The sequence below is a fragment of the Xenorhabdus sp. PB62.4 genome (assembly GCF_014467285.1).
Classification (GTDB): Bacteria; Pseudomonadota; Gammaproteobacteria; order Enterobacterales; family Enterobacteriaceae; genus Xenorhabdus.
In genome coordinates, this window is sequence record NZ_NKHR01000001.1 from 72,766 (window position 1) to 97,203 (window position 24,438).

The 24,438-nt window shown below is 46.8% G+C and carries 19 protein-coding genes and 2 CRISPR repeat arrays; of the genes, 11 read left to right on the plus strand and 8 right to left on the minus strand.

The features are described from left to right. Positions 1–10 precede the first annotated feature (10 nt). From Xenpb_RS00300 to Xenpb_RS00350, 11 genes are all read left to right on the plus strand, one after another. Positions 11–1,615 (plus strand): indolepyruvate oxidoreductase subunit beta family protein, encoded by a 1,605-nt coding sequence (locus tag Xenpb_RS00300; RefSeq protein WP_187652577.1) that lies wholly within the window; start codon positions 11–13, stop codon positions 1,613–1,615. A 61-nt stretch (positions 1,616–1,676) separates the two neighbouring features. Continuing rightward, complete coding sequence (locus Xenpb_RS00305) at positions 1,677–2,096, plus strand: thioesterase family protein (RefSeq protein ID WP_187652578.1); 420 nt, start codon at positions 1,677–1,679, stop codon at positions 2,094–2,096. Between the two features lie 89 nt (positions 2,097–2,185). Further along, positions 2,186–4,546 (plus strand): bifunctional salicylyl-CoA 5-hydroxylase/oxidoreductase, encoded by a 2,361-nt coding sequence (locus Xenpb_RS00310; protein ID WP_222942828.1) that lies wholly within the window; start codon positions 2,186–2,188, stop codon positions 4,544–4,546. A gap of 94 nt (positions 4,547–4,640) precedes the next feature. Next, positions 4,641–5,780, plus strand: a complete 1,140-nt coding sequence (locus Xenpb_RS00315; RefSeq protein ID WP_187652579.1) for a cupin domain-containing protein — start codon at positions 4,641–4,643, stop codon at positions 5,778–5,780. A gap of 6 nt (positions 5,781–5,786) precedes the next feature. After that, positions 5,787–6,698: a fumarylacetoacetate hydrolase family protein gene (locus tag Xenpb_RS00320; protein WP_187652580.1), complete on the plus strand. Its 912-nt coding sequence runs from the start codon at positions 5,787–5,789 to the stop codon at positions 6,696–6,698. A 23-nt stretch (positions 6,699–6,721) separates the two neighbouring features. Further along, positions 6,722–7,753, plus strand: a complete 1,032-nt coding sequence (locus Xenpb_RS00325; RefSeq protein WP_187652581.1) for a carbon-nitrogen hydrolase family protein — start codon at positions 6,722–6,724, stop codon at positions 7,751–7,753. Further along, the gene (locus Xenpb_RS00330) at positions 7,750–8,505 is read left to right on the plus strand and encodes an Asp/Glu racemase (RefSeq protein WP_304952529.1); all 756 of its coding nucleotides are present in this window, start codon (positions 7,750–7,752) and stop codon (positions 8,503–8,505) included. The genes Xenpb_RS00325 and Xenpb_RS00330 overlap by 4 nt, the downstream gene beginning before the upstream one ends. A gap of 92 nt (positions 8,506–8,597) precedes the next feature. Beyond that, positions 8,598–9,068: a MarR family winged helix-turn-helix transcriptional regulator gene (locus Xenpb_RS00335; protein ID WP_187652582.1), complete on the plus strand. Its 471-nt coding sequence runs from the start codon at positions 8,598–8,600 to the stop codon at positions 9,066–9,068. A gap of 13 nt (positions 9,069–9,081) precedes the next feature. Then, positions 9,082–11,181: direct repeats of the CRISPR family, unit length 29 nt; unit sequence CGGTTTATCCCCGTATCCACGGGGAACAC. 638 nt (positions 11,182–11,819) lie between these two features. After that, the gene (locus Xenpb_RS00340; protein WP_187652583.1) at positions 11,820–12,815 is read left to right on the plus strand and encodes a hypothetical protein; all 996 of its coding nucleotides are present in this window, start codon (positions 11,820–11,822) and stop codon (positions 12,813–12,815) included. Further along, positions 12,815–13,966, plus strand: coding sequence for a BamA/TamA family outer membrane protein (locus Xenpb_RS00345; protein WP_187652584.1), 1,152 nt, complete (start codon positions 12,815–12,817; stop codon positions 13,964–13,966). The genes Xenpb_RS00340 and Xenpb_RS00345 overlap by 1 nt, the downstream gene beginning before the upstream one ends. Before the next feature lie 8 nt (positions 13,967–13,974). Next, positions 13,975–15,096, plus strand: coding sequence for a DUF4056 domain-containing protein (locus Xenpb_RS00350; RefSeq protein WP_187652830.1), 1,122 nt, complete (start codon positions 13,975–13,977; stop codon positions 15,094–15,096). 158 nt (positions 15,097–15,254) lie between these two features. After that, positions 15,255–15,649: direct repeats of the CRISPR family, unit length 29 nt; unit sequence CGGTTTATCCCCGCACTTACGGGGAACAC. Positions 15,650–15,731: 82 nt separating this feature from the next. Here the strand turns inward: Xenpb_RS00350 and cas2e are convergent. From cas2e to cas3, 8 genes are all read right to left on the minus strand, one after another. After that, a complete protein-coding gene (gene cas2e, locus Xenpb_RS00355) occupies positions 15,732–16,025 on the minus strand; it encodes a type I-E CRISPR-associated endoribonuclease Cas2e (RefSeq protein WP_187652585.1) in 294 nt (97 codons plus the stop codon). Between the two features lie 2 nt (positions 16,026–16,027). After that, entirely contained in the window at positions 16,028–16,948 is a 921-nt protein-coding gene (cas1e, locus tag Xenpb_RS00360; protein WP_187652586.1) for a type I-E CRISPR-associated endonuclease Cas1e, read from the minus strand. A 15-nt stretch (positions 16,949–16,963) separates the two neighbouring features. Next, positions 16,964–17,638, minus strand: coding sequence for a type I-E CRISPR-associated protein Cas6/Cse3/CasE (cas6e, locus tag Xenpb_RS00365; RefSeq protein WP_187652587.1), 675 nt, complete (start codon positions 17,636–17,638; stop codon positions 16,964–16,966). Continuing rightward, positions 17,625–18,395 (minus strand): type I-E CRISPR-associated protein Cas5/CasD, encoded by a 771-nt coding sequence (cas5e, locus tag Xenpb_RS00370; protein WP_187652588.1) that lies wholly within the window; start codon positions 18,393–18,395, stop codon positions 17,625–17,627. Before cas5e ends, cas6e begins: the two co-directional genes overlap by 14 nt. A 13-nt stretch (positions 18,396–18,408) precedes the next feature. Beyond that, positions 18,409–19,446, minus strand: a complete 1,038-nt coding sequence (gene cas7e, locus Xenpb_RS00375; RefSeq protein WP_187652589.1) for a type I-E CRISPR-associated protein Cas7/Cse4/CasC — start codon at positions 19,444–19,446, stop codon at positions 18,409–18,411. A 65-nt stretch (positions 19,447–19,511) separates the two neighbouring features. Continuing rightward, positions 19,512–20,078 (minus strand): type I-E CRISPR-associated protein Cse2/CasB, encoded by a 567-nt coding sequence (casB, locus tag Xenpb_RS00380; RefSeq protein ID WP_187652590.1) that lies wholly within the window; start codon positions 20,076–20,078, stop codon positions 19,512–19,514. After that, on the minus strand, positions 20,071–21,687 hold the full coding sequence (gene casA / locus Xenpb_RS00385; protein ID WP_187652591.1) for a type I-E CRISPR-associated protein Cse1/CasA: 1,617 nt from the start codon (positions 21,685–21,687) through the stop codon (positions 20,071–20,073). Before casA ends, casB begins: the two co-directional genes overlap by 8 nt. Beyond that, on the minus strand, positions 21,687–24,434 hold the full coding sequence (cas3, locus tag Xenpb_RS00390) for a CRISPR-associated helicase Cas3' (RefSeq protein WP_187652592.1): 2,748 nt from the start codon (positions 24,432–24,434) through the stop codon (positions 21,687–21,689). The genes casA and cas3 overlap by 1 nt, the downstream gene beginning before the upstream one ends. Positions 24,435–24,438 lie beyond the last annotated feature (4 nt).

Below are 24,438 nucleotides of genomic sequence, written 5' to 3' on the forward strand. Positions count from 1 at the left end.
GATTATGTTGATGAAATTATCCACTGGTTCATCTAATCAAGTACCGCTTGCTCAACCGATCAAAATTGCGATCCTGGCGATGGGAGGAGAAGGGGGAGGCGTACTGGCTGATTGGATCGTCAATTTGGGCGAAGAAAATGGCTATTTTGCTCAGACAACTTCAGTACCCGGCGTAGCACAGCGAACCGGGGCAACGATCTACTATGTCGAGCTGTTTCCCGGCGCGGATGATCCTGACATATCGGCTCCCGTATTGGCGCTGATGCCAACGGCGGGTGATGTGGATATCGTGCTGGCTTCTGAATTGATGGAAGCCGCACGTGCGGTTCAACGCGGTTTTGTGACGCCGGATCGCACGACGTTGATTGCTTCGAGCCATCGGGTGTACTCAATAGAGGAAAAATCAGCGATGGGGGATGGACGTGTGGATAGCGGAGTGTTGATCCAGCAATCCCGTCAGGCAGCTTTGCGTTTTATTCATTTTGATATGGCGCTGATGGCTGAGAAGAGCGGCAGCGTAATCAGTGCAGTGTTATTTGGCGCACTCTGTGGTACGGAAATCCTGCCGTTTAATCGCGTCCAGTTTGAGAAGGCGATCATCAAGGGGGGCGTAGGAATAAAACCGAGTCTACAAGCCTTTAGACTGGGAATGAGTCGGGTACAGTCAGAGGAAAGGTTTGCGGAGCTGAATACAGGAAAAAAAACCGCATCAAAGCCCAGTATGCGCAAAAAAATACATTCTTCCTGTCAGCGCGTTTTCAAACGTAACCTGTCTGATCAACAGGTTGCTGTACAACAGAATAATAGCGTGAATAACCTTTTGCTGCGTATCCGGCAAGAATTGCCTTCTTGTATCCAAGATATTGCTATCGAAGGGATCAGACGATTGATGGATTATCAAGATCCGGCTTATGCCAGTTTGTATCTCGATCGGTTGCGACATTTGATCAATCAGGCAATCAGGCATGATGAACAATTATTGCACGAAACCGCCCGTCATCTGGCGCTGTGGATGGCTTATGAAGATACCATTCGGGTGGCAGATCTGAAGATCCGTGCCAGTCGGTTCGAGCGGGTTCGTAAGGACGTAAAGGCACGTGACGATCAACTGGTTGAGATCAATGAATTTCTGCATCCCAGAGTGGAAGAAGTATGCGATACCTTACCTGCCAGTGTTGGTCGCTGGTTGTCTCGTTCCCATTTCGTTAAGCGAATGCTGGCGAAATTACTCAGTCGTGGCCGTGTGATTACTACGAGTTCAATTTGGGGATACCTGCTGTTTTATACGTTGGCGAGTTGGCGTCGAATGCGCCGTCATACCCTGCGTTTTCAGCATGAAACAAAACGCATTGAAAGCTGGTTACAGCGAATAGTGGTAACCGCAAAACGCGATCCGGGGCTGGCTTTGGAAATTGCACAATGTCAGCGATTAATTAAAGGATATGGTGATACCTACATCCGCGGACTGCGCAATTTCCAAACCCTGATGGACATTGTTGATCAGCATCTGAATCACCTGTCTCCTGCCAGTTTGCGGCAACTGCGTGAAGCTGCGTTGGCGGATGAACATGGCAACCGATTACGCGAATGCCAACAACGACTCTCTTTATATTGAAGCAATACGATATTGAAACAACACAGTTTATTGAAATAACGGTATTAAGGAGGAATTTGCAATGAGCCTGCTCAGGTTTATACAACCGCATAAAATCCGGTTTGCTGAATGTGATCCTGCGGGAATCGTTTTTTATCCTCAGTATTTCGTGATGTTCAACAACTTGCTGGAAGATTGGTTCGATGAATTAACACCAATGGGGTATGCCAATTACATTGCTAAATATCGCTTTGGCCTGCCAACGGTTCATTTAGAGGCGGAATTTAAAGCTGTCAGCAGAATAGGGGATCAGGTCTGGCTGGAATTAAATGTTGAGAAAATCGGCAAAAGATCATTGAAATTGCGGCAACGTTGTATCAGTAAAAGCGGAGAATTGCGGATGAGTGTTACTCAGACTTACGTCACGACTTCACTGGATACCCATCAGGCCATCCCCATACCTGATGAGATTTACTATGCGTTAACTGAACAGATGCCTTAACCAATTTATATCCTAACCGGGCCAATCGCGTGGGTAATCGTATCGTGACAGGCATTGTGTGACGGGCATCGTGTGACAGGAGAGGAAGCATGAGCATAAAAGCTATAAACGAAGGTATAAATAACGAAAGTATAAATAACAAAAGCATAAATATAGTCTGCATTGGCGGTGGCCCGGCAGGATTATATTTCGGCCTGCTGATGAAGCTGCAAAATCCTGATAATCGTGTCGTGGTGATCGAGCGCAATCGCCCGTATGACACTTTTGGTTGGGGTGTTGTGTTTTCGGATGCAACGCTGGAAAACCTGAATATGGCCGATCCCGTTTCAGCCAGAACAATTGGCGGGGAATTCTGCCGTTGGGACGATATTGATATCTACTTCAGAGGAACACTAAACCGCAGTGGCGGCCATGGATTTATTGGCATTGGTCGTAAAAGGTTACTGAATATTCTGCAAGATCGCTGTCAGGAATTAGGTGTTGAATTAGTATTCGAAACTCAGGTTGAAGATGAACAGGAAATCGCCCGCCAATATCATGCAGATTTACTGATTGCTTCTGATGGGATCAATAGTCAGATCCGTACCCGTTACGCGGAAGTGTTTGTGCCGGATATCGACCAACGCCATTGCCGTTTTGTCTGGCTAGGAACCCGAAAGATATTTGATGCTTTTACGTTTCTGTTTGTCGAAACAGAACATGGTTGGTTTCAGGTTCACGCTTATCAATTTCAGGAAGGACTATCGACTTTTATTGTTGAGACGACGGAAGAGGCGTGGCTGGCTGCGGGTATCGACAAAATGTCACAGGAAGAGGGCATCGCATACTGTGAAAAGATATTCGCGCAGTGGTTGGATGGGCATGAATTAATTTCTAATGCGGCACATTTGCGTGGGGCGGCCATTTGGATACGCTTTCCCCGGGTTATTTGCACTCATTGGGTGCATTGGATCAAACCGGAGGAGAACAGCGGCAAACATGTCCCGATCGTGTTAATGGGGGATGCGGCCCATACCGCCCATTTCTCCATTGGTTCCGGTACGAAACTGGCACTGGAAGATGCGATTGAACTGGCGAACAGCCTGAAAGCCCATCAAGGGAATTTACCTGCGGGTTTGTCACATTATCAGAAAGTACGCAGTGTGGAAGTGCTGAAGATCCAGAACGCAGCGCGCAACTCAACGGAATGGTTCGAAAATGTGGCGCGTTATAAAAGTCTGCCACCCGAACAATTTGCTTATTCATTATTGACCCGCTCACAACGTATTTCCCATGAAAACCTGCGATTAAGGGATAAAGCATGGTTAGAAAATTATGAACGTTGGTTTACCCAACAGCTTAATCACGAATTTCCCTTAGTCCCGCCGTTGCTGACACCTTATAAAGTACGAGGTGTGATCCTGAAAAATCGCGTCGTCGTTTCTCCTACGTTGTTGTATAACGCAGTGGATGGTGTGCCGGGGCAATTCCATCAGATTCACCTGGGTAGCCGGGCATTAGGGGGAGCGGGTTTGGTGATCGCTGAAATGACAGCAATTTCACCACAGGCGCGCGTAACACCCGCTTGCACAGGGTTGTGGAATGAACAACAGGCACAGGCATGGAAGACGATCACTGATTTTGTTCATCAGAACACAGATGCCCTGATAGGGATCCAACTGGGACATGCAGGACGCCGGGGATCAACGCAACTGGGATGGGAACAATCCGATCATCCTTTGTCTGAGGGTAACTGGCCCTTGGTTTCGGCATCAGCCATCCCTTATCTTCCCGGTGTTTCACAAGTGCCTGCCGCTATCACTAAAGCACAGATGAGTGAAATCATTGAACAGTTTGTCGCGGCGACGCGCCGTGCTATTGACGCGGGTTTTGACTGGCTGGAAATTCAGGCTGCCCATGGCTATTTACTCTCCAGCTTTATTTCACCGCTCACTAATCAGCGTGATGATGAATATGGGGGTTCACTGGAAAATCGGCTGCGTTTCCCGTTGGCTGTTTTTAAGGCGGTGCGTGAGATCTGGCCTGCTGAATTACCAATATCTGTGCGTATCTCTGCCACCGATTGGGTTGAGGGAGGAACGAGCGTTGATGAAGCGGTCGTGATTGCTCAATATTTTCGTGAAGCGGGGGTGGATATGGTGGATTGCTCCACAGGTGAGGTTTCCGCTGAACAGCGGCCCATTTACGGGAGAATGTACCAGACCCCAATGGCTGATCGCCTTCGTAATGAGGGCAAAGTGCCGGTTATTGCTGTCGGTGCGATTACAGATGCAGATCAAATCAACGGCATTATTGCTTCTGGTCGCGCCGATCTCTGTGCCTTATCACGCCCATTCTTATCCAATGCTGCCTGGCTGCTACATGAATGCGCCAGATACGGCTGGAATATTGATTGGCCGAAACCCTATCTTTACGGCAAAGAGCAATTTATAGCGAAGAGTAAATTATAGAAAAAGGCAATTGGAGCATTAGTTAACTCAGAGATATACCCGATAAATTTCAAATTGCCGTCACTTTCGACTTTATCCGTACAGGAGATATCCCATGTCTCAAAAAGAAAATATTCAATCCCATGATCAATACCGGGAAGATATTGCTGGCCGTGCTAATGTCGCTGATAGTCCTGAACTGTTGGCGTATTACAAGGAGTTGGAAACTTACAAGACAGGGGCACTCTGGACAATCGCCAATAAAATTGAACCGTGGCAACCGAAATCAGCGTCGGTTCCGGTACTGTGGCGCTATTGTGACCTGCGTGAACTCGTCCTTAAATCCGCTGATTTGGTCACACCGGAAAAAGCGGGACGTCGTGTGGTTTATCTGAACAATTCTGAAAAATCAGGTTTATCTTCCGCTGTGGGGTTGCTCTATTCCGGTCTTCAGACAATGCGACCGGGCGAAGCCGCATCGGCCCATGCCCACTCTTCTTCCGCCCTGCGTTTCATCATGGAAGGACACGGCGCTTATACTATTGTCGATGGGCAGAAAATGTTGCTGGAAGCGAATGATTTCGTCTTAACCCCCACTGGGACATGGCACGAACACGGCGTTGATTCTGATGGTTCACAGTGTATCTGGCAGGACGGTCTGGATATGCCGCTGGTCAATGTGCTGGAAGCAGGTTTTTATAAGGTACACCCTGACTTACGTCAGGCTGTGACTGAACCGCTGGATTCCTCTATTGGGCTTTGGGGAGCACCAGCCTTGCGTCCCCAAAATGTCGGTTGGAATAAGCCATATTCTCCGCTGTTCAGATATCAATGGGGAGCAACTTATGAGGCCTTGCAACGTTATGCCCGTGTTGCAGAAGGTTCCCCTTTTGATGACATTCTGATGTACTACACCAATCCGCTGACAGGGGGTCATGTCATGCCGACTCTCGGTGCCAGTATGCAGTTGTTAAGGCCGGGCTTCGTTGGCAAAGCACATCGGCATACCGGCAGTTTCATCTATCAGGTAGCGAAAGGACAGGGTTATTCCGTGATTGATGGCCAACGGTTCGATTGGCAGGAGCGGGATATTTTCTGCGTTCCTTCATGGGCATTCCACGAACATGTGAATAGTTCACAAACAGAAGATGCTTGCTTGTTCTGTTTTAGTGACCTGCCGGTCATACAAGTATTGCACTTGTATTATGAAGAAGCCCTGATTGATAACGATGGGCACCAACGAGTGGGAGGATAAATCAAGATGCGTTTAATCACTTACCGTACTGAAGTGACGGCTGCCACACGATTAGGGGCAATTGCGGATAACCATGTGGTGGATTTAGCAAAGTTAGCAGCCTGTGTGGGTAACGTATTGCCGGATAACATGCTGGATTTTATCGATTTAGGCCCATTGGCCGTGAGCAGTGCAACGGCGTTGCTGGACTCATTTAAAGGCTTATGGCCAGTGGGCGTGGCCCTGCCATTGCAGAATGTGAAAATACTGGCACCGATTCCTCGTCCACGGAAAAACATCTTTGGTATTGGCCTGAATTATGTTGAACATGTGGCTGAATCCAGCCGGACTCTGGATACGGCAAAAGATCTGCCAAAAGAACCCGTCATTTTTTCGAAGCCGCCAACCACGGTAATTGGCCCGGGTGATGCAATTGAACACAACAGTGAAATCACCCAACAATTGGATTGGGAAGTGGAACTGGCAGTGATTATCGGAACGCACGCCAAGGGAGTATCGGAAGCGGAAGCGCTGAAATATGTATTCGGCTATAGCTTGATCATCGATATGAGTGCCCGTGATTGTCGCCGCGCCGGACAATGGATTTATTCCAAGGGGCAAGATACTTATGCACCTTTTGGCCCTTGCATTGTTACCGCGGATGAAATCCCCGATCCCCAAAATCTCGCGCTTAACCTAAAAGTTAACGGAGTCACCAAACAGGATTCCAATACGCGCCATATGTTATTCAAGGTCAACACCCTGATTGCAGATATCAGCAAGGGCATCACATTGGAACCGGGGGATATTATCGCGACAGGAACCCCGGAAGGTGTCGGGGCAGGGCGCAACCCACAAGAGTGGCTATGGCCGGGGGATGTTGTTGAAGCACATCTTGAAAAGATTGGTGATTTGCGTCATTCCGTTATCGCCGTGTAAGAACGGAAATACAGGAGCCTGATATGCTGAATCTCCCTAAATTCAAGGCGGCTGCGGTACAAGCTGCACCCATCTTTCTGGATACGGAAGCGACGGTTGAGCTTGTTTGTCGGCTGATCCGTGAAGCCGCCGACAATGGCGCTGCTCTGGTGGCTTTTCCTGAGGTATTTGTTTCTGGTTATCCTTATTGGAACTGGGTCATGAACCCTGTTCAGGGCAGCCCGTGGTTTGAAAAGCTGTGCAAATCTGCCATTGAAGTACCGGGGCCGGAGATCCATAAAATCGCACTGGCTGCGGCACGCCATCACATCAATGTTGTGGTCGGCGTGAATGAGCGTAGCCCTAATGGTATCGCGACGCTCTATAACACATTGGTGACTATTTCTGATGAAGGCCACATTTTGGGACGCCATCGAAAACTGGTGCCGACATGGGCAGAGAAACTAACGTGGGCGAACGGAGACGCCTCTTCGCTAAAAGTACATGATACCCGCATTGGCCCATTAGGTACGCTGGCTTGCGGAGAGAATACCAACACATTGGCGCGTTTTGCTTTATTGTCTCAGGGAGAGTTAGTACACGTTGCCAGCTATATTGCCTTGCCTGTTGCACCTCCGGATTATGATATGGCTGAGGCGATCCGCTTACGGGCGGCAGCCCATTGCTTTGAAGGGAAAGTTTTTACCATCGTTTCTTGTTCCACTATCTCACAAGAAATCGTAAAAGCGATGACAGCCACTCATCCTGAAGCCGAAGAACTGTTGGCACGCCCTAATAGTGCGTTTACGGGAATTATCGGGCCTGATGGCCGTGTGATGGGGGATTCCCTGATTGATGAAGAAGGGATTGTCTATGCCGATATCGATCTGAATCGCTGCATCCAGCCTCGTCAGATGCATGATATAACGGGGCATTACAACCGGTTTGATATTTTTGATCTCAAAGTAAACCGCCGCCCGATGAATCCGATCCAGTTTACAGATCTACCTTTGGAGCAGACTGATCTGAATACCTATGCCGATTGGGTGGATCCTTCACAGGAGAACCTGCCATGAACGAGAAGCGTTATTTTCGGGTTGGGCAGATTGTGCCTTCTTCAAATACGACAATGGAAACGGAAATTCCGGCCATTCTGCGTTCTCGTGAAGCGGTTAACCCTGAGCGTTTTACCTTTCATGCCAGTCGGATGAGAATGAAAAACGTCACAAAAGAAGAGCTGGCGGCAATGGATGCGGATAGCGATCGCTGTGCGCTTGAATTATCGGATGCTGCGGTGGATGTGCTAGGGTATGCCTGTTTGGTGGCGATTATGAGCATGGGTAAAGGATATCACCGAATCTCTGAAAAACGCCTTCACTTGCGGACATTAGAGAACGGTTATCCGGCTCCGGTTGTGACCAGTGCAGGGGCGCTGGTGGATGGATTACATGCTTTGGGAGCGAAACGGATCTCAATATTGACGCCTTACATGAAGCCATTGACTCAACTGGTTATTGATTACATTGAGAGCGAGGGAATTGAAGTTATTGATAGCATCTCATTGGAGATCCCCGATAACCTTGATGTCGGACGACAAGATCCCCTTGCACCGTTGGAAATTACCAAACGGCTCAACAGCAATGTAGATGTGATGGTGGCCTCTGCCTGCGTACAAATGCCTTCCCTAGCCTCGGTGCCACTGATCGAAGATCGTATTGGATTGCCTGTTATTTCCTCATCTGTGGCGACAACCTACATGATATTGAAACAGCTTGGGTTGGATACATACGTTCCGAGATTTGGCTCACTGTTATCAGGAAAATATTGATTGAATCACGGTCGTGGGCGTGTTTTTCATGGATGAACCTTTTAGAATCGGAAAACAAAAAACCTCCTGAGATAAAAAGGGTTGTTCAACTTATGCCAGATGCAAAAGTGTTTGTTGACAATTACTTGCCTGCCTTGCTTGGGCAGGCATGGATGCTAGTTTCCTCTGAATTTCATGATACCGTTGAAGCGCAGGGATTGTCAGTGTTGGAATGGCGGGTGTTATCGACGTTGGCGGGAAGTGGCCCGGTCGGCATCAGCCTTTTGGCCCAAAAAACGGTCAGTAAACAACCGACCATTACCCGCGTTTTACAGCGTTTGGAATTGCAGGGGTACGTAGCACGTTTTTCCAACGGTGGCGGTGATCGTCGCGTCACTTTGGTACATTTGACAGAGGCAGGTCTGCAAGTGGTAGAAAGCTTATTGTCTGAAGCAGAATCCCATGAAAAAAGTGTGCTGGAGCCATTGGGCAATGGCAAGAGTCAGTTATTGAAAGAGGTATTGCAAGAGCTGATTAAGCGGCATACGCCAATACGTAGGGCATTGGGAGAATTAGGTAAGTAACCAGTCCCGACAGTGGGTTATCCCCGTATTTACGGGGGAACTCCGTGATTATCCAGCCAGATTGGGAACGGATATCGGTTTATCCCCGTACCTACGGGGAACACGCAGTAAATGCGCCCCATCCGTAGGCAGAGGGGCGGTTTATCCCCGTACCCACTGGGAACACAGAAAATGATAGACGATAATATATCCATTTCACGGTTTATCCCCGTACCTACGGGGAACACTTAACGCCCGTTGAGTGTGAGCGGTTGCAGGGCGGTTTATCCCCGTACCCACGGGGAACACAGCTAGGCGCTGTTCAGCAGCAGCAAATATTACGGTTTATCCCCGTATCCACGGGGAACACCCCGGTATCTACTATGACCTCTCCAATGAGGACGGTTTATCCCCGTATCCACGGGGAACACTTCAATCCGACTTAACTCAAACTGCACTGTCACGGTTTATCCCCGTATCCACGGGGAACACTATAATGGTGATATTTGATACTATAAAAGTATCGGTTTATCCCCGTATCCACGGGGAACACACAAACATGTCATTCGTGATATCTGGGTAATGCGGTTTATCCCCGTATCCACGGGGAACACTAATGCCAGCGATTGCCGGTAATGCCCAATCACGGTTTATCCCCGTATCCACGGGGAACACCTGAGCCAGTTCGGTAACCTCAATCCGCATTTCGGTTTATCCCCGTATCCACGGGGAACACGTAATTATGCACGTCACTAAACTCACATCAGCCGGTTTATCCCCGTATCCACGGGGAACACGTGCCTGCCGGGGTTGTCGGGTATGCAGGTTTATCCCCGTATCCACGGGGAACACGGCCACATACAATAAGATTGTGGTGTGGTAATGGGTTTATCCCCGTATCCACGGGGAACACTTTTATGGCAGTGTATGCGAACTACAATTTCGCGGTTTATCCCCGTATCCACGGGGAACACCAAAATATGTGGAAATGGATCTTTCTGACGATCGGTTTATCCCCGTATCCACGGGGAACACGAAACATGTCAGACTGACCAACGAGAATTATACGGTTTATCCCCGTATCCACGGGGAACACGCCCCAGAGTGGATGCAGGGCTTTGTTGCGCGTGGTTTATCCCCGTATCCACGGGGAACACTGATTTGTATTCAGCGTATGATACAAAACAGGCGGTTTATCCCCGTATCCACGGGGAACACTGATTTGTATTCAGCGTATGATACAAAACAGGCGGTTTATCCCCGTATCCACGGGGAACACTGATTTGTATTCAGCGTATGATACAAAACAGGCGGTTTATCCCCGTATCCACGGGGAACACTGATTTGTATTCAGCGTATGATACAAAACAGGCGGTTTATCCCCGTATCCACGGGGAACACTGATTTGTATTCAGCGTATGATACAAAACAGGCGGTTTATCCCCGTATCCACGGGGAACACTGATTTGTATTCAGCGTATGATACAAAACAGGCGGTTTATCCCCGTATCCACGGGGAACACCATTAAGCTGTTTAAGAAGTTTGTGAATAAGGCGGTTTATCCCCGTATCCACGGGGAACACGATCAGGTTGCTGCGGCAATACGTGGCGCCGTCGGTTTATCCCCGTATCCACGGGGAACACCGCATAATCGCGGTAACACGTTGCTGTAGTCGCGGTTTATCCCCGTATCCACGGGGAACACCACGTTATACCGATACCCTAAGCGTGTTTTTACGGTTTATCCCCGTATCCACGGGGAACACTGCACCAGCCATTTCTGAGATAGTCCAGTCAGCGGTTTATCCCCGTATCCACGGGGAACACGCTCCGCCCGTGTGTTGTGCCTGCCAGTACAACGGTTTATCCCCGTATCCACGGGGAACACGTGCGATCACATCGCATTCCTGACGCATCACCACGGTTTATCCCCGTATCCACGGGGAACACCGGTCAGAGCTTCCTTTAACTCGTCAGGCATTCGGTTTATCCCCGTATCCACGGGGAACACCAGCGGTATCTACATTCGAGGCGTTTTATTACCGGTTTATCCCCGTATCCACGGGGAACACACCCTTACTGTTTCTATTGTTTTGAATAACGGCGGTTTATCCCCGTATCCACGGGGAACACTCTAAATATAGCCATCTGTTTTATAAATACTTTTTAGAGATGGAAAATTCTACCATTTTTCTAGCTTATAAAATAGACAAATTTATCCTTCTATTTTTTCCTGCCAATCCTCTATAAACTTGAACGAATTTTATCCCAATTTTTTACACACTCATTCATTGAGTCTTTGTGATCTCATCTAATAAGTGCTCCCCATAATTACAGGGATAACGCTAACTTCTTATACATAAGAACACATAAAAATAACTATTCATTAAACAAAATCACTACATACCAGAGAAGTTTTATCAGTAATATCGTCATAGTGATTTATTTTGCTTTAGTCAGTATATAAATAGGAATAAAAAATTTTCTGTAGTCCATATTATTTTAATCAACTGAAATATACCGAAAATAAAAAATTAATATTTGGAATTATCTTCATATTAAATGATTAGTTTTATTAAGATATAAGGAGGAGAAAACGCATTTAATTTGGTGGTAAAACGAACGAATATTCTGAATTTTGCGATATACCATCGACAAGCATAATTCGTTAATGCTTGTCAAAAACACTTATGATAACCTACGCGGCTTTCCATCCTTAATTGTTTGTTTTGTAGACAATTAACTATCAAAAATAGGACGCGTGTTTACTTATGAACTTAACTAACACCAGAAAATTGTTAGCCGCTACTCTGTGTCTTGCAACCTCATACAGCTATGCTGATAGTGATCGCCCACTTTTCTCATTAACCATGTCAGAATCTGGCGTTGCGAAAACGAATAGTGATGGTAGCTTATCCCACTCTGCCAAATCTGAATCTCGTATTCTGCCAATTTGGGGCGATGCTGCACGAGCAAAAGGCTATGATTTGCCTGAGCCGTTTGGTGCTAGTTACAGTTATATGAATATGCGGCAAAATATTGTGGTGGATAGTATTAAATTTCAATTTACTAATCCACTATTTAAGACTTGGGAAAGCCAGACTATTGTTAATGCTGGTGATACCCGAGAAAGAAGCGAAACTCATATGCTGAAATTGGATTCTTGGGTGTTACCTTTCTTAAACATCTATGGTGTTTATGGTAAAACCAAAGGTACTTCAAAAACTAATCTGGACAGCATTTATTTACCAATGTCTTTACCGGGGGAACCTGCGTGGGAAAATCTACCTTTTGAACTGAGTTTCAAAGGAAAAACGTTTGGTGGTGGTGCAACCCTTGCTGGTGGTTATAACCAATTTTTTGCCACATTAGACGCTAACTATACCCGTACCAATCTGGATATTTTGGATGGAGATATTAGTGCGCTAGTTATTACTCCAAGGGTTGGTTATGAATTTGTTTTCTCACCTTTAATAGCTGGACAAGGAAATACCAAGGTTCAAGTCTGGATCGGGGCTATGTATCAGGATATTACCCAACGCTTTAAAGGCGATGTGAGTGGACTTAATTTACCACCAGAGCTTGCATTATTTGAGCATATTAAGCCTATGACAGACATCAAATTCGACGTCGAACAACATCTTGCCCATAAATGGAACAATACTGTTGGTGCACGCGTCGAAATCACCCGTAATTTCAATATCCTGTCAGAAGTCGGTTTCGGCAACCGAAACAGCTTCTTTATTTCTGGTGAGTTCCGCTTTTAATGTTTGGCCTCGTAACACTCAAAAGGCTGGTTGTTTCCAGCCTGCTTACTTTTACTGTTTCATCAGCACACGCTGATATCTTGCCTGATCGGCAGAAAATTGATGGTTGGTTAAACGAATTAGGGGGCAGCAACCATTTTGATGCCCGCAAAAAAATCGACTGGGGCGTATTGCCCGGCCCTTTTTATACCCCTGAAATGGGGATGGGAATTGGTGTTGCCGTAGTCGGTTTGTATCGCCCTGATAGCTCAGACGATATCAGCCAGATTTCCTCTCTGGGGCTTAGCGGTTTTGGTTCCTCTACCGGCGCATTTGGCCTGAACTTTACCAATTACAATTTTCTTGCCAGCGATCAATGGCGGTTATTTGTTTCCGGTACGCTGAATAACACCCCGACTTACTATTGGGGCAAAGGCTATAGCGCCGGTAAGAGTAACGGTAATAAAGAGAAATACCATTCTCAGGAATTTGATATTCGTCCCCGCTTCCTCTATCGCGTCACTGACGCCACTTATATGGGATTAGGCTGGCATTTCTCATCCGTCAATGCCAGTAATCCAGATAGCGGTGCAAAACGGTATTTTGATCAGTCCGTTGGTGGCCGTTCTGTGATGAGTTCTGGTGTAAGTGCCTACTTCAGTTATGATACGCGGGATTTTTTGCCCAATGCTCAGCACGGGCAGGCGTTTGAGATCATTTATACCTATTTTTCCCCGGAGTTGGGAGGCGATCACCGTTTCCATACCACACAGTTTCAGTTCTCGACCTATCACCAGTTATCTGAAAAGACAGTGCTGGCTTTTGATAATTATGCCCGTTTCAGCGCAGGTGATGTGCCGTGGAACCAGTTGTCGCTGCTCGGCAATGGTCAGCGAATGCGTGGATATTATGAAGGCCGTTATCGTGACAATAATATCTTTGCGACACAACTGGAGTTAAGGCACAAGCTTGACTGGCGTCATGGTGTGGTCGGCTGGATAGGAACCGGGACATTAGGAGATACGCCTTCCAAATTAGGAACCAAACACTGGCTGCCTTCCGTGGGTATTGGTTATCGTTTCGAGTTTAAGCCACGTATGAATGTCAGATTAGATTTTGGTGTCGGTAAGGACAGTACAGGGTTCTACTTTCAGGTTGGGGAAGCGTTTTGAGATTGTTAATGACACTGTGCCTCAGTTTTCTGCTGATAGCATGCCAAAGTAACCCTCAACCTGTTGAGCCTGTAAAACCTGTTCTTACCAGCGATACCGATGAACAATCACAGGAAGATTGGCCGGCATTAGCGCCGATTAAACCGCCGGAAGGCTTGAGAGCCTGCTGTGTTTTTGGTTATAACCTTAAAGCCCAATTGTGGAATATTCCCATTCCTTTTTACGACATCGACAATATAGTTGAAGCTGAAAAATTGGGTGAGCATCACTACAATGACAGTGTTATCGGTGCCAGTGCTGCGTTGTTAGGCGTAAGCAATGAAAAGGTTGGCCTGCTCTATACACATAAGGGCGGATTTATTGATATTTCCCATGTCAGGGATACCGCAGACTATACTCTCTATTTGTTCAGCCAGATTTATGCCCATCTTGGACAAGAACGGGAATTAACTCTGGATAATGAACTTGCGGCGCGTAAAATCCACTTTTTTGCTTTTACGCCGCCAGAAGATCCCGCTGAACGTTATACCCTGAGCGTCTATTTAGCGGCCAAACTTGCTTTTCAACTCGCAGTCTGGCATGAAATCGCGCAATGGTATGGCTATCAATCCGTTCCGGGATTTTCAGAAAGTATTTCGGCTTTTTCCCCGGAAGATCTCTATTCGAATCTGTTAGGCGCACGGCTGGCACTAACGCTGATTCTGGAAGGCCATGCTTCCTCTGTGGCTCAGTTTTCAACCTCAATGGCAAGTATCTTGCCGACGACTCTGTATGAACTGGGCGCTTATCCCAAGTCAGGCACAAAAGAGATGTTTGATAGCGTAGATGGCTTATGGTGGAACAGTTATCAACGCGTTCCTGAAAAATTTTTAGTGCTGCACCGCAATTATGATACCCACGATAATCGTTATCCACTCATGCCTTCAGGTAAAGAAAACTTTGCGTTACGTCTCTCTTTACCTGAGCACTATCAGCATTTTTCGTTGGATAAACTGGCTGAATTTCAGTTATGGTCAACCAATGAGATGAAAAACCTGCCTGTCCCAAAACAATATTGGACAGTGAAAGAGTTTAAAATGCTGGCGGAGAATGCCCTGCGTGAAGATAAACGGCAATTGTTGGTTAATTGATAAATTAAGTTTTATTTTTATATTTTCCTATAGGTCCATAGTAATCCCATTGCCTAAAAAAATTTTGTCTCATATTTTTTCGGAATTACCAACAATCTGATTAAGTTTGTTTTTCAACGCATTATATTCTGTTTCCGGTTGTGTGATTTTTTGGTAAGTAGTTTATCCCCGTATTTACGGGGAACACACCAGCGCACTCAATACAGGCCCTCAGATACCCGGATTATCCCCGCACTTACGGGGAACACGTTCTTTGCTGAGTTTGATCATCGTTGTGCTCCGGTTTATCCCCGCACTTACGGGGAACACATGATGTAGCCTATCATCAAATCGTTTTCTGGCGGTTTATCCCCGCACTTACGGGGAACACAAACGCAAAATAATTAGGAAATCGAAAATGAACGGTTTATCCCCGCACTTACGGGGAACACTTAATCACTCAGTGGCGTAAACATCCAAGATTCGGTTTATCCCCGCACTTACGGGGAACACACAGATGCGGATGAGTCGTGAGGCATGAACCTCGGTTTATCCCCGCACTTACGGGGAACACCTAAATATAACAATATATTTTTGAACAACTTTATCAGAAACGGAAATTCTACCATTTTGTATAGCCTTTTAATCCCTCTAAATTAATCCTCAGAAAGCGGTTTAAATTTCACTAAACGCAGGCCATCAAAATCTATCGGTTCCCTTCTGTTTTCCCCTATTGTCTGAAAATCAAATCCAGATTCAGTATTCGTTTGCCAAGCCATAACGGCATTGCCATCTTCGGTGAGTTCAGTGATTTGTTCCCAAATCATCTCCCTAATCTTATGAGAGATATCCCCGACATAAACTCCGGCTCGTATCTCCAGTAACCAAATGGCTAAACGCCCTCGTAATCGTGGGGGAACGGCCTCCGTTACAACAACCGTCATACTCATAGTTATTGGCTCCTGTGCCCAATATCACCAATGGATATCGGTTCGGGAATAGCGGGAGGTTGTGCATCAGCAGGAGGGGGTGGTGGCGATATTTCGCCCGCGGCAAGGACTTCTTCAATTAATGGAATAAGACGTTTCAGGATTCTGTCTGTTCTGAATTTCTCGCGGCAGGCAATTCTGACTTGCCTGTCAGGCGCGATGCTATTCGTCGCAGCAACTTTAAAAGCAATGGGAACGACAGTGTCAAACTTCAAAATATCCGCAATATCATAAACAAAGGATAAGGGTTTGCCTGTATGTAAAAAACCAATGGCGGGAGCATAGCCAGCCGCCAGAATTGCGGCTTCGGTTACGCCATACAGACAAGAAGTGGCTGCGCTGATACAGCGATTGATGAGGTCGCCTTTATCCCAATCCGTATGATCGTAGTTGCGCCCGTTCCACTTTACACCATATTGTTTTGCCAATATTTGATAGATCTTCCTGACTCTGGCTCCCTCAATTCCTCTGAGCTGTTCAACATTCCGCTTTTGGGGAGCCGGTTCACCGAAGCGCAATTCAAACATTTTGCGGACAACTTTTAGCCGTAACTCTTCATCCAGCGCCAGCTTTGCCTGATAAAGTAATCGGTCTGAACGGGCACCGCCCGGCTGTCCGACGGAATAGAGCCTGACACCCGCCTCTCCTACCCAAATGAGTAATGTCCCGGTTGTTGAGGCCAGTTTCACTGCGGCATGGCTGATACGAGTGCCCGGCTCCAACATAATGCAGGCGATGGAGCCGACGGGAATGTGCATGCGTTCACCGTTGACTTCATCGATCACAACGAACGCATTATCTTTGACGTCAATACGCCCCATTCCGATAAAGATCATTGAGTTTCTGTCTTTGATGGGAATGGGTTTTAATGGAATGAATGCCATGACTATACCTTTACGTTACAGTGCCCTTATCAGCATTAACCCACACCCAAATGATTTTGCCCTACCAAACCCTTTCCGGTATTGCTCTAGAAAAAGCGCGCTATCTGACAAGGTGAGTACGCCCTGAAAATCCACGCTGGAAAATTCCATTTTCTGGCCTGACGCTTTAAAGCTGCGATGTTGGGTATAGCGCTCAATATCTGGCGGGAAATCAAACCGGATACCCCATTGGGTAAGCCGTTTCTCATCCTGTATCCAGTTTTGGGCGGCTTGTGTCATTAAGGATTCTATCTCATCAGCGCCGATACCGGCTTCCTTTGCCTGGCGTTTGGCGTGCATCAAAACATCATGACGGCGCTGTCTGCCTGAATCTTTATTTGTGAGGCAGACCGTGGGATTAACTCGGAGTTTGAACGCCAGTTTTTGCCCGTTATGTAACTTAGGCATAAAAGGCTTGGTCTGAATCTGGAAGCGCGGTGAATGGGTTATCGGTGTGGTCGTGGATAACACCAAAAACTCCGGCCTGCCGCTCAAATTCGTCTCTTCCCTGAAAAGGAAATTGCGCTCTTTCTGCTCTGTAAACAGTTGCCACAACAGTTGGTGGGAAGCATAGACATCATTTTTTGTCCGTCGCGACGGTGGTTGTATATGAGAAACAGAAGGTCGCAAAGTGACTTTAGACAGATACATTTGTTTCTCCCATTTTTGTCCCCTCCATTACTGATACCTGATGTATTGTGCGCTGTGTAAATTGCCAGCGACTGCGTGATAGCGGCTCATCCCAGAGCTGATGAGTCAGTATTGTGGTATCAGGAATTTCGATCTCGTTTTTATCTCCCTCCCAGAAGTAGCTCACCACATCGTGATAACCCAGCCAATAGCGGTCGGCTTTCTCTGATTGGGTCAAGGGAGGAAAGGGGGTATCAAGCGCGGATTTTAATGACGGATATTCTGCCAGTAGCGGCATCATTGGAAGAGCCAGCGGGCAGGATTTTCGCCCAAGACTGAGCGTAAAGACGGGTTTCTTCAGCGCATCTTGCAAGTTGGAAAGTGTGAGAGTGGCCTGTTCAGTCAATGAAATGGCGATAACCCACATACCGTCGGTGCGATAATCTCGTGAAGACAGTACCGTGTTTAATTTAGATTTATCATTCAACTCACTTTTGCGGGTCAGGTGCGTCTGTTTTTTCTCTTGAGAGGGAACCTGGGCTGTATGGTAATCCCGCATTAATGAACCGGAAACGCTCTGTTTGATGGCGATTCTGACACTTTGTTGCAATGCTGCAAGCCGGGATTCATCATCCCGCCGGATACCCAGTGCAGCACCTAATAGCCCTAAAATAGCCGAACGGGTGGGATAAATGCCTGTTGGCCGGCTTTCACCGACCGCTTCCACGCCCCAACTGGAAAGTACACCGTATAAGCGAAAGACCAGATAATTCTTCATATTGGCCCCTTTCTTACTCAGTGACGAACCGAACCAGCTCAGTAAAACGACCTTCACCCGTGATGGCATTGATGCTATAGCGGGTGTCAGCGCAAGCGCCATAAACGTTATCGAAGTTATCCTTCTGTTCTTCCAATGCCGTGATGGCATCGGTTGCCTGATCTTCACCATAAATAGGCTTTAAAAACGCAACAGAAAGGGAACGAGGCTGATACTCTCCCTTTTCCGCCAACACATAACTGGCATAAGCGCGGGAGCCGAAACTGTTTTGTTTGCCGGATGGCGCAACTTTAACAGCGGCTTCTGTCAGGGCGGCAATCGCTTTATTCGCCAGCGCTTCATTGCCTGCCAGATTTTCTATTAATAAAGATTTGTTGATGCAGATATAGCTGTAGAACAGGGCAGCCCCAAAGCCCGCTTCGCCAATATGCGCTGAACCGGAATTACTTTTACCACCATTGAGATCATCGACAGCAGTAAAATAGTCATCTTCTACGGTGACACTATGAACGCTGATAGCATGGGCAACCTGACAGGCGGCTTCCACACTGTAGGCAGGGCTGGACGCCAGCATGCGGCCAAACATGGCAATATCCACAGCTATTTTTTCTTTGCTCAGTAGCATCAACTCTTCTTTGGTTGGCGCGCGATTTTCGGTGATAAGTTTATCGGCCAGTGCAAAAGTCGCTTCTTTTTCTGTCGGGCTGATATGAGCCAGTTGTTCGATTTCCAGAGGTTCATCTTTTTTATTTTTGCCGAAAACCTCAGCGATAGCGGTAGCCCATTCAGCCGCTTGCTTCTCTTTAACGCCCCCATTAAGCAAGCGTTGATACACCTGGTATCCAAAACGTTTGGTGCGAAAACCAAGATGGTCTGCGAGGGCAGCCTGAAACAGATCAGAGACTCGCCAGTGACGCTTCAAACTCTGGGAACTAATTCTTAATCTCTCCGCTCCCCCCATTCTGGCAGTTTTAGGGCGTCCAAGATCGTCGCGGTTCAGGTTGGCAGGCGGGTAGGAAGTTAACAGATGTAGTTGAATAAACTGGCTCATTTAAAATTCCTTATAGATGAAAAGAGATTCTGGATGAAAAGTCATTTGGGTGATTTAGCGGCTTTTTATTTCGCGGCCTTGTAGTAATCCATAGCCCATCGCACACTGAGGCGTTTGTTGGCCCGATGCGGTCTTGACTGGTGGTGTTCCTCCATCCACTGTTCAATATCATTGGCGAGGGATAGCACGGAAACCTGGCCGTTGAGTTGTTGCAGAATGCGCCGCAAACGCATAATGAATTCATCGGGGGTTTTGGTGGCCTGCAATTGAGCAAAACGGAGTGCACTGACAACGGATTTGTCATTTTCTGTTTTTGTGCCTGCGGCAGTGGCCAGATTGGTGGTGGTATTCACTTTTACATACACCAGAGTGACGGCAATCATTGCCCATATTGTTATGTTTTTTTGTTCATTTTCTTCGCTATTGCTTCCTTCGGAATCCTTTTCAAGCAAACTGAACCAGAGTGCCCGAAAACCCTCAGTTAACGTTACATCATCAATATCCTGACAACGCTTGAGTTGTGCTTTGTAGAGTGTAGGCGCAGGGGGGATCTTTTTTTCTTGCAATTCTGAGGCTGATAAGAACATGCTTTCCCACCAACGCATTAAGCGGCTTTTGCTTAGATTATTCATTGATAACCTCCTTTTTCTTATTCTTGGATGATTGGGTTTCTATATCGTGTTCTGCCATAAATGATTTGATATCTTTGGAACCCATTAGCCACTTGGTCAGAATTTGCCGCGCCTCGATTTTCTTAGGCAGGTTTTTGGGGGAAATATCTTCTGACAGCACGAATTCATCAAAGAGATCAAAGCAGGTATTTTTGAGCTGATGGAGCCAGATTTTGGCCTCTTTGGTGGATAAAGCAGACGCTTTGTGCCGGCTTCTGATAATTTGTTGCGCAGCTTTAAAGAAGGTAGCTTGGGTGCGTTGATAGAAAATGGCATCAATAAACGACATATCGCCTTTTATTTCATTCGGGCGATTGAACCACGCACTTTTGATTTGGGTACGGCACTGAGTCAGCGCATAGATTGAGAGATTTTGTAGTGTTTTAATTCGCCGGAAAATAGCGTCTTTCTTTTCAATCGGCATGGAAAACAAAGGCAACGTGGTGGAATACCAACCGCGGGCCTTCATATTGTCCATGTCATAGCCAAAAACCCATAATCGTGGGGTGGAACTCTGTTCATCCGCAAAATAATCATTGAGCTGGTTAAAATGGTCGACAACCTGAGCGGCCTGTTGCCCATTTCCATCATCGGAAAAAGTCAGGCTATCCCAGATCTTATAGGTGATACCACCGGGTTGCCCTTTGATAGAAAGACGATCTTCGTTCGGTTTTTTCGGGTTCCATCGATAGGGCGTTAAGGGGTGGTTCCATGTGCCGGCATAATTGTTCCCATAGTTTTGAGTGCGATAACCCGAAACGGATTGCTCGGTTGCCAGCCCCGTTAATTGGCAAATGACGGGTTTTTCCTCTACTTCCAGACGGATCCGCCGTGGCATTGCCCAATACATATGCAGTGCATGCACATTATGCGCATAAATTTCTGTACCTGTTTTTTGGCTGGTATGGGTTTTACCTAGCCACGGAAAAACATCTGAACTATTGAGATCAGGGTCAGGGTAGCGCCAATGATCCCGATTAATGACATTGAGCCAGAGCTTTTGCCATAGTGGAGCATCCAATTCCTGCGGTTGAATCAAAGTCGTCAGTGGGCCACCACCCCGTAACCCGACGCGATACCCGACACCGCCGGCAGGGGCATTAATCTGTAAAGTGAATAGGGCAATGGCCGCTATTTCAGGGGAAATCACTTCACATTGGCCGCGTTTAATAAAATGGTCAGTATTGAGCCTGAGTGTATTTGCCCCCGGTGCTTCGATCAGTAATCCTGAAATTTCCGTTGATTTTGCGCCATCCAGAGAATCAAAATCCTGCATAAACAGCGGGCCATTGCCTGTCAGATTGAAGGCATGTTCCACCCGATTAAAAGCGGTTTGCAAATCTGCCTGTGTCGGGGCTTTTTCATAAAAATCATGCCATTCGTATTTATCTTCGGGAGCAAAAACCGTTTGCAGCAAGCCTATCGCCAGTTGATAAGCGGCTCCCTGAAAATCTGCCCGCGGCAGGGCGAAATCGACAACGGCGGGATCGCAGATTGCCGCCAGTGGCAGTTTTTCCTCTCTGCCATTTCTCATTCTAAAAGTCAGCCATGTATCTTTAACGAGGTTCATTACGCCTCCTGCTTAAGGGGTTCATAAAAACCCATGTTGGGATCGTAAGTAAAATGAGGATCACTCTCCGGCAGCCAGATTTGCAGGTATTTGGCGGACTTGAATCTGTTCTGTAACTGCTCCACCGCCTGAGAAAGCGATTCTGGTATGGGTTGCAACTTATCGGCAGATTTGTTTTTGGGGAGTTTGATCGTGCTGAGTTGAACGGGGAACTTTTCATCTTCTATCCACGGTATTAATTCTCCTGCTTCGGTCAGTTTAACGAGCAGCACGTTCACCGTTTCGACGTCGCTAAATCGGGTATTGATATCTCTGTCATCGTCATACCAGCCGCCTGCACTGCGTTTACTGTATTCATAGTGTTGCCATTGCAGGGCTTGTGATCGTGCGATGGCGTCTTTGCTCCGTCCTTCAGCGATTGCTTCATCATCCTTGTATTTGAGTGCTTCTGGGATTTGCTCATCAGCGTCTTCACCGTAAACCGATTCAATCAACGTTCGTGCCTCGGCAGGCATACGAATAGCTCCTAAGCGCAGTAGTTCACGCAAGCCAAGCCATAAACGTCCGGCTGAACGATAAACATATTGGGTATTGCGGAAATCTTTGCTCAGCCAATCGGCTTCGGGGTGATCGTCCCATTCTGGTGAGTGGAGGTATAATTCAGGGGCAGTGCGACTGTCGGTAATACCTTTCTGGTATTCACCATGTGCATTGCGGGTATGGCGATGCAGGCGGCCGACTCGTTGAATCAGGTCGTCGATTGGACAGATATCTGAGATCATCACATCCGTATCGGCATCAAGACTTTCCTGAAAAACCTGCGTTGTAATCAGAATTTTCCCTTGTCGATCCTTTTGTGTGCTTTTTTGACCAAATGTTCCCAGTACACGGTTTTCTATGATTTTCCGGTCATACAAAATAAATCGGCTGTGAAATAGCGAACAATTTTCCGGCGTCTCCATTTGCGATGTGATGAGTTGGAAAGCATGGAGTGCATCGTCCACAGAGTTACGAACCCAAACCACACATTGCCCATTTTTAGCGGCATTCAGGGCGATTTTTACGCATTCATCCAGATGGTTCACTGTTTTTACCATGACAGTACGGCAGACATCCGGCCGACTGCGCAATGGCGTTTCAATAATGGGATTTTCTGGATCTAACGTGACTTGTGTTGCCAGTGGAAAAGCGGTTTCCTGCAACTTTTGTGAAGGCATTCCGCTGGCAGATAACCAGATATCCACCAACCGTTGGCGCTGTTTTAAGGAGAGAGTGGCGGTCAGCAATATCACAGAACCCCCTTGATGCAGATGCAGGCTCAGCAGATTTCCCAGCAACGCAAACATATAATCATCCGCGGCATGTACCTCATCGAAGATCAATACCTTACGGTTTAGTCCAATTAACCGAAGTGACTGATATTTTCTCGGCAAAATAGCAAGCAATGCCTGATCGATAGTGCCTACACCTACCGATGCCATTAATGCCCTTTTGTTAGAGTCTGCCAGCCATTGATGGCACTGCGCTGTCGCGGTGATATCGTCTCTGGTGTAATCACTGTCGTTGTGTTCAGAAGTCAGGATGATGTCACGGAAATTATCATTCATCCCGCTTGCGCCGTGAGCAAGCACGAGGCTGGGTAGTTTGCCATTTTTGGCGTTGAACATACGGGGGTAATGTTTGGCGATTCGGCTAAACATGGCATTGGAGGTTGCCATTGTCGGCAGGCCAAAATAGAAACCGTCTGCCGCCCCGGTCTGCATTAGACGATGAGTCAGGGCAAGGGCGGCTTCTGTTTTTCCTGCTCCCGTTACATCTTCCAGAATAAAAAGTTGTGGGGAATCATCAAGCGGGACTTCCTCAGCCCATTTTTGTAATGGGGTGGGAGGGAATTGATAATAATCTTGGATAGAGGTATACGGAGATATCAGCGGGGTATTCAGGATATCAATATCATCCAGGACAATTTGAGCCTGTTTTTGGGTCATTTGCCAATATTCTGCCAGTGGAAAGGCTTTGGTTTGATAACGAAAATGATAACAATCGGAGCCTATCCAGTCTGCCAACACGACAATACCGGCAAGTTGCCAGCTTACTTGTTTCAGTTTTTGTTGCCACTCTTTTGACAGCAGTTTTTCCAGTGGCACACGAGGTTGAAAAAGTTTAAGCAGATCATGGGCAAATGCTGTTGCATCGACAATATTTTGATGTTCAGTAAAATCGATAATACCTTTACAATTACCATCATCAATGGGTTTACCATGATGGCCGAGCATACACTGCATTAAAACCATCAACGTATCTTGGGCACGGTCTTTTTCTCTGGGTTGCAGGTTGTCATTTCCCACCAAAGCAAACAGAACTTCATCCTGAATTTTTTTCCAGAAAAATAATCCTAGTTGATCATGCCTGAAATATCGGGAATCGTAAGGTTTATACTGATCAGGCTTAATGAGGTCAGTACCTTCCTGAGAATATAATTGCTGGAATGCAGAGGCAAACTTACCGATATCGTGTAGTACCAGAAAAAACGAAAATAGATTCTGTAATGATTCTGCTGATAATTCCAAAAACTCTGCGAGATCTTGCGTGAGCTTTTTTTGTGGTGCCAATAATAACTGGCCTACTGCGGCAACATCCAGACAGTGATAAGCCAGAAGGTGGTAGCCTTCGTCAGAATAGGGATTCTTTTTGGCTTTGCCCCAATATCGCGTGAGGTAGCCAAAAATAGTGATTAATTCGGGCATTTTT

What these genes read in the sequence shown, in the direction of transcription:
- cas2e (WP_187652585.1), bottom strand. Translation starts at nt 16,025, where the DNA reads ATGAGTATGACGGTTGTTGTAACGGAGGCCGTTCCCCCACGATTACGA.
- Xenpb_RS00325 (WP_187652581.1), top strand. Translation starts at nt 6,722, where the DNA reads ATGCTGAATCTCCCTAAATTCAAGGCGGCTGCGGTACAAGCTGCACCC.
- cas7e (WP_187652589.1), bottom strand. Translation starts at nt 19,446, where the DNA reads ATGAGCCAGTTTATTCAACTACATCTGTTAACTTCCTACCCGCCTGCC.
- cas3 (WP_187652592.1), bottom strand. Translation starts at nt 24,434, where the DNA reads ATGCCCGAATTAATCACTATTTTTGGCTACCTCACGCGATATTGGGGC.
- Xenpb_RS00350 (WP_187652830.1), top strand. Translation starts at nt 13,975, where the DNA reads ATGACACTGTGCCTCAGTTTTCTGCTGATAGCATGCCAAAGTAACCCT.
- Xenpb_RS00305 (WP_187652578.1), top strand. Translation starts at nt 1,677, where the DNA reads ATGAGCCTGCTCAGGTTTATACAACCGCATAAAATCCGGTTTGCTGAA.
- Xenpb_RS00300 (WP_187652577.1), top strand. Translation starts at nt 11, where the DNA reads ATGAAATTATCCACTGGTTCATCTAATCAAGTACCGCTTGCTCAACCG.
- Xenpb_RS00340 (WP_187652583.1), top strand. Translation starts at nt 11,820, where the DNA reads ATGAACTTAACTAACACCAGAAAATTGTTAGCCGCTACTCTGTGTCTT.
- casB (WP_187652590.1), bottom strand. Translation starts at nt 20,078, where the DNA reads ATGAATAATCTAAGCAAAAGCCGCTTAATGCGTTGGTGGGAAAGCATG.
- Xenpb_RS00320 (WP_187652580.1), top strand. Translation starts at nt 5,787, where the DNA reads ATGCGTTTAATCACTTACCGTACTGAAGTGACGGCTGCCACACGATTA.
- cas1e (WP_187652586.1), bottom strand. Translation starts at nt 16,948, where the DNA reads ATGGCATTCATTCCATTAAAACCCATTCCCATCAAAGACAGAAACTCA.
- cas6e (WP_187652587.1), bottom strand. Translation starts at nt 17,638, where the DNA reads ATGTATCTGTCTAAAGTCACTTTGCGACCTTCTGTTTCTCATATACAA.
- Xenpb_RS00330 (WP_304952529.1), top strand. Translation starts at nt 7,750, where the DNA reads ATGAACGAGAAGCGTTATTTTCGGGTTGGGCAGATTGTGCCTTCTTCA.
- cas5e (WP_187652588.1), bottom strand. Translation starts at nt 18,395, where the DNA reads ATGAAGAATTATCTGGTCTTTCGCTTATACGGTGTACTTTCCAGTTGG.
- casA (WP_187652591.1), bottom strand. Translation starts at nt 21,687, where the DNA reads ATGAACCTCGTTAAAGATACATGGCTGACTTTTAGAATGAGAAATGGC.
- Xenpb_RS00345 (WP_187652584.1), top strand. Translation starts at nt 12,815, where the DNA reads ATGTTTGGCCTCGTAACACTCAAAAGGCTGGTTGTTTCCAGCCTGCTT.
- Xenpb_RS00310 (WP_222942828.1), top strand. Translation starts at nt 2,186, where the DNA reads ATGAGCATAAAAGCTATAAACGAAGGTATAAATAACGAAAGTATAAAT.
- Xenpb_RS00315 (WP_187652579.1), top strand. Translation starts at nt 4,641, where the DNA reads ATGTCTCAAAAAGAAAATATTCAATCCCATGATCAATACCGGGAAGAT.
- Xenpb_RS00335 (WP_187652582.1), top strand. Translation starts at nt 8,598, where the DNA reads ATGCCAGATGCAAAAGTGTTTGTTGACAATTACTTGCCTGCCTTGCTT.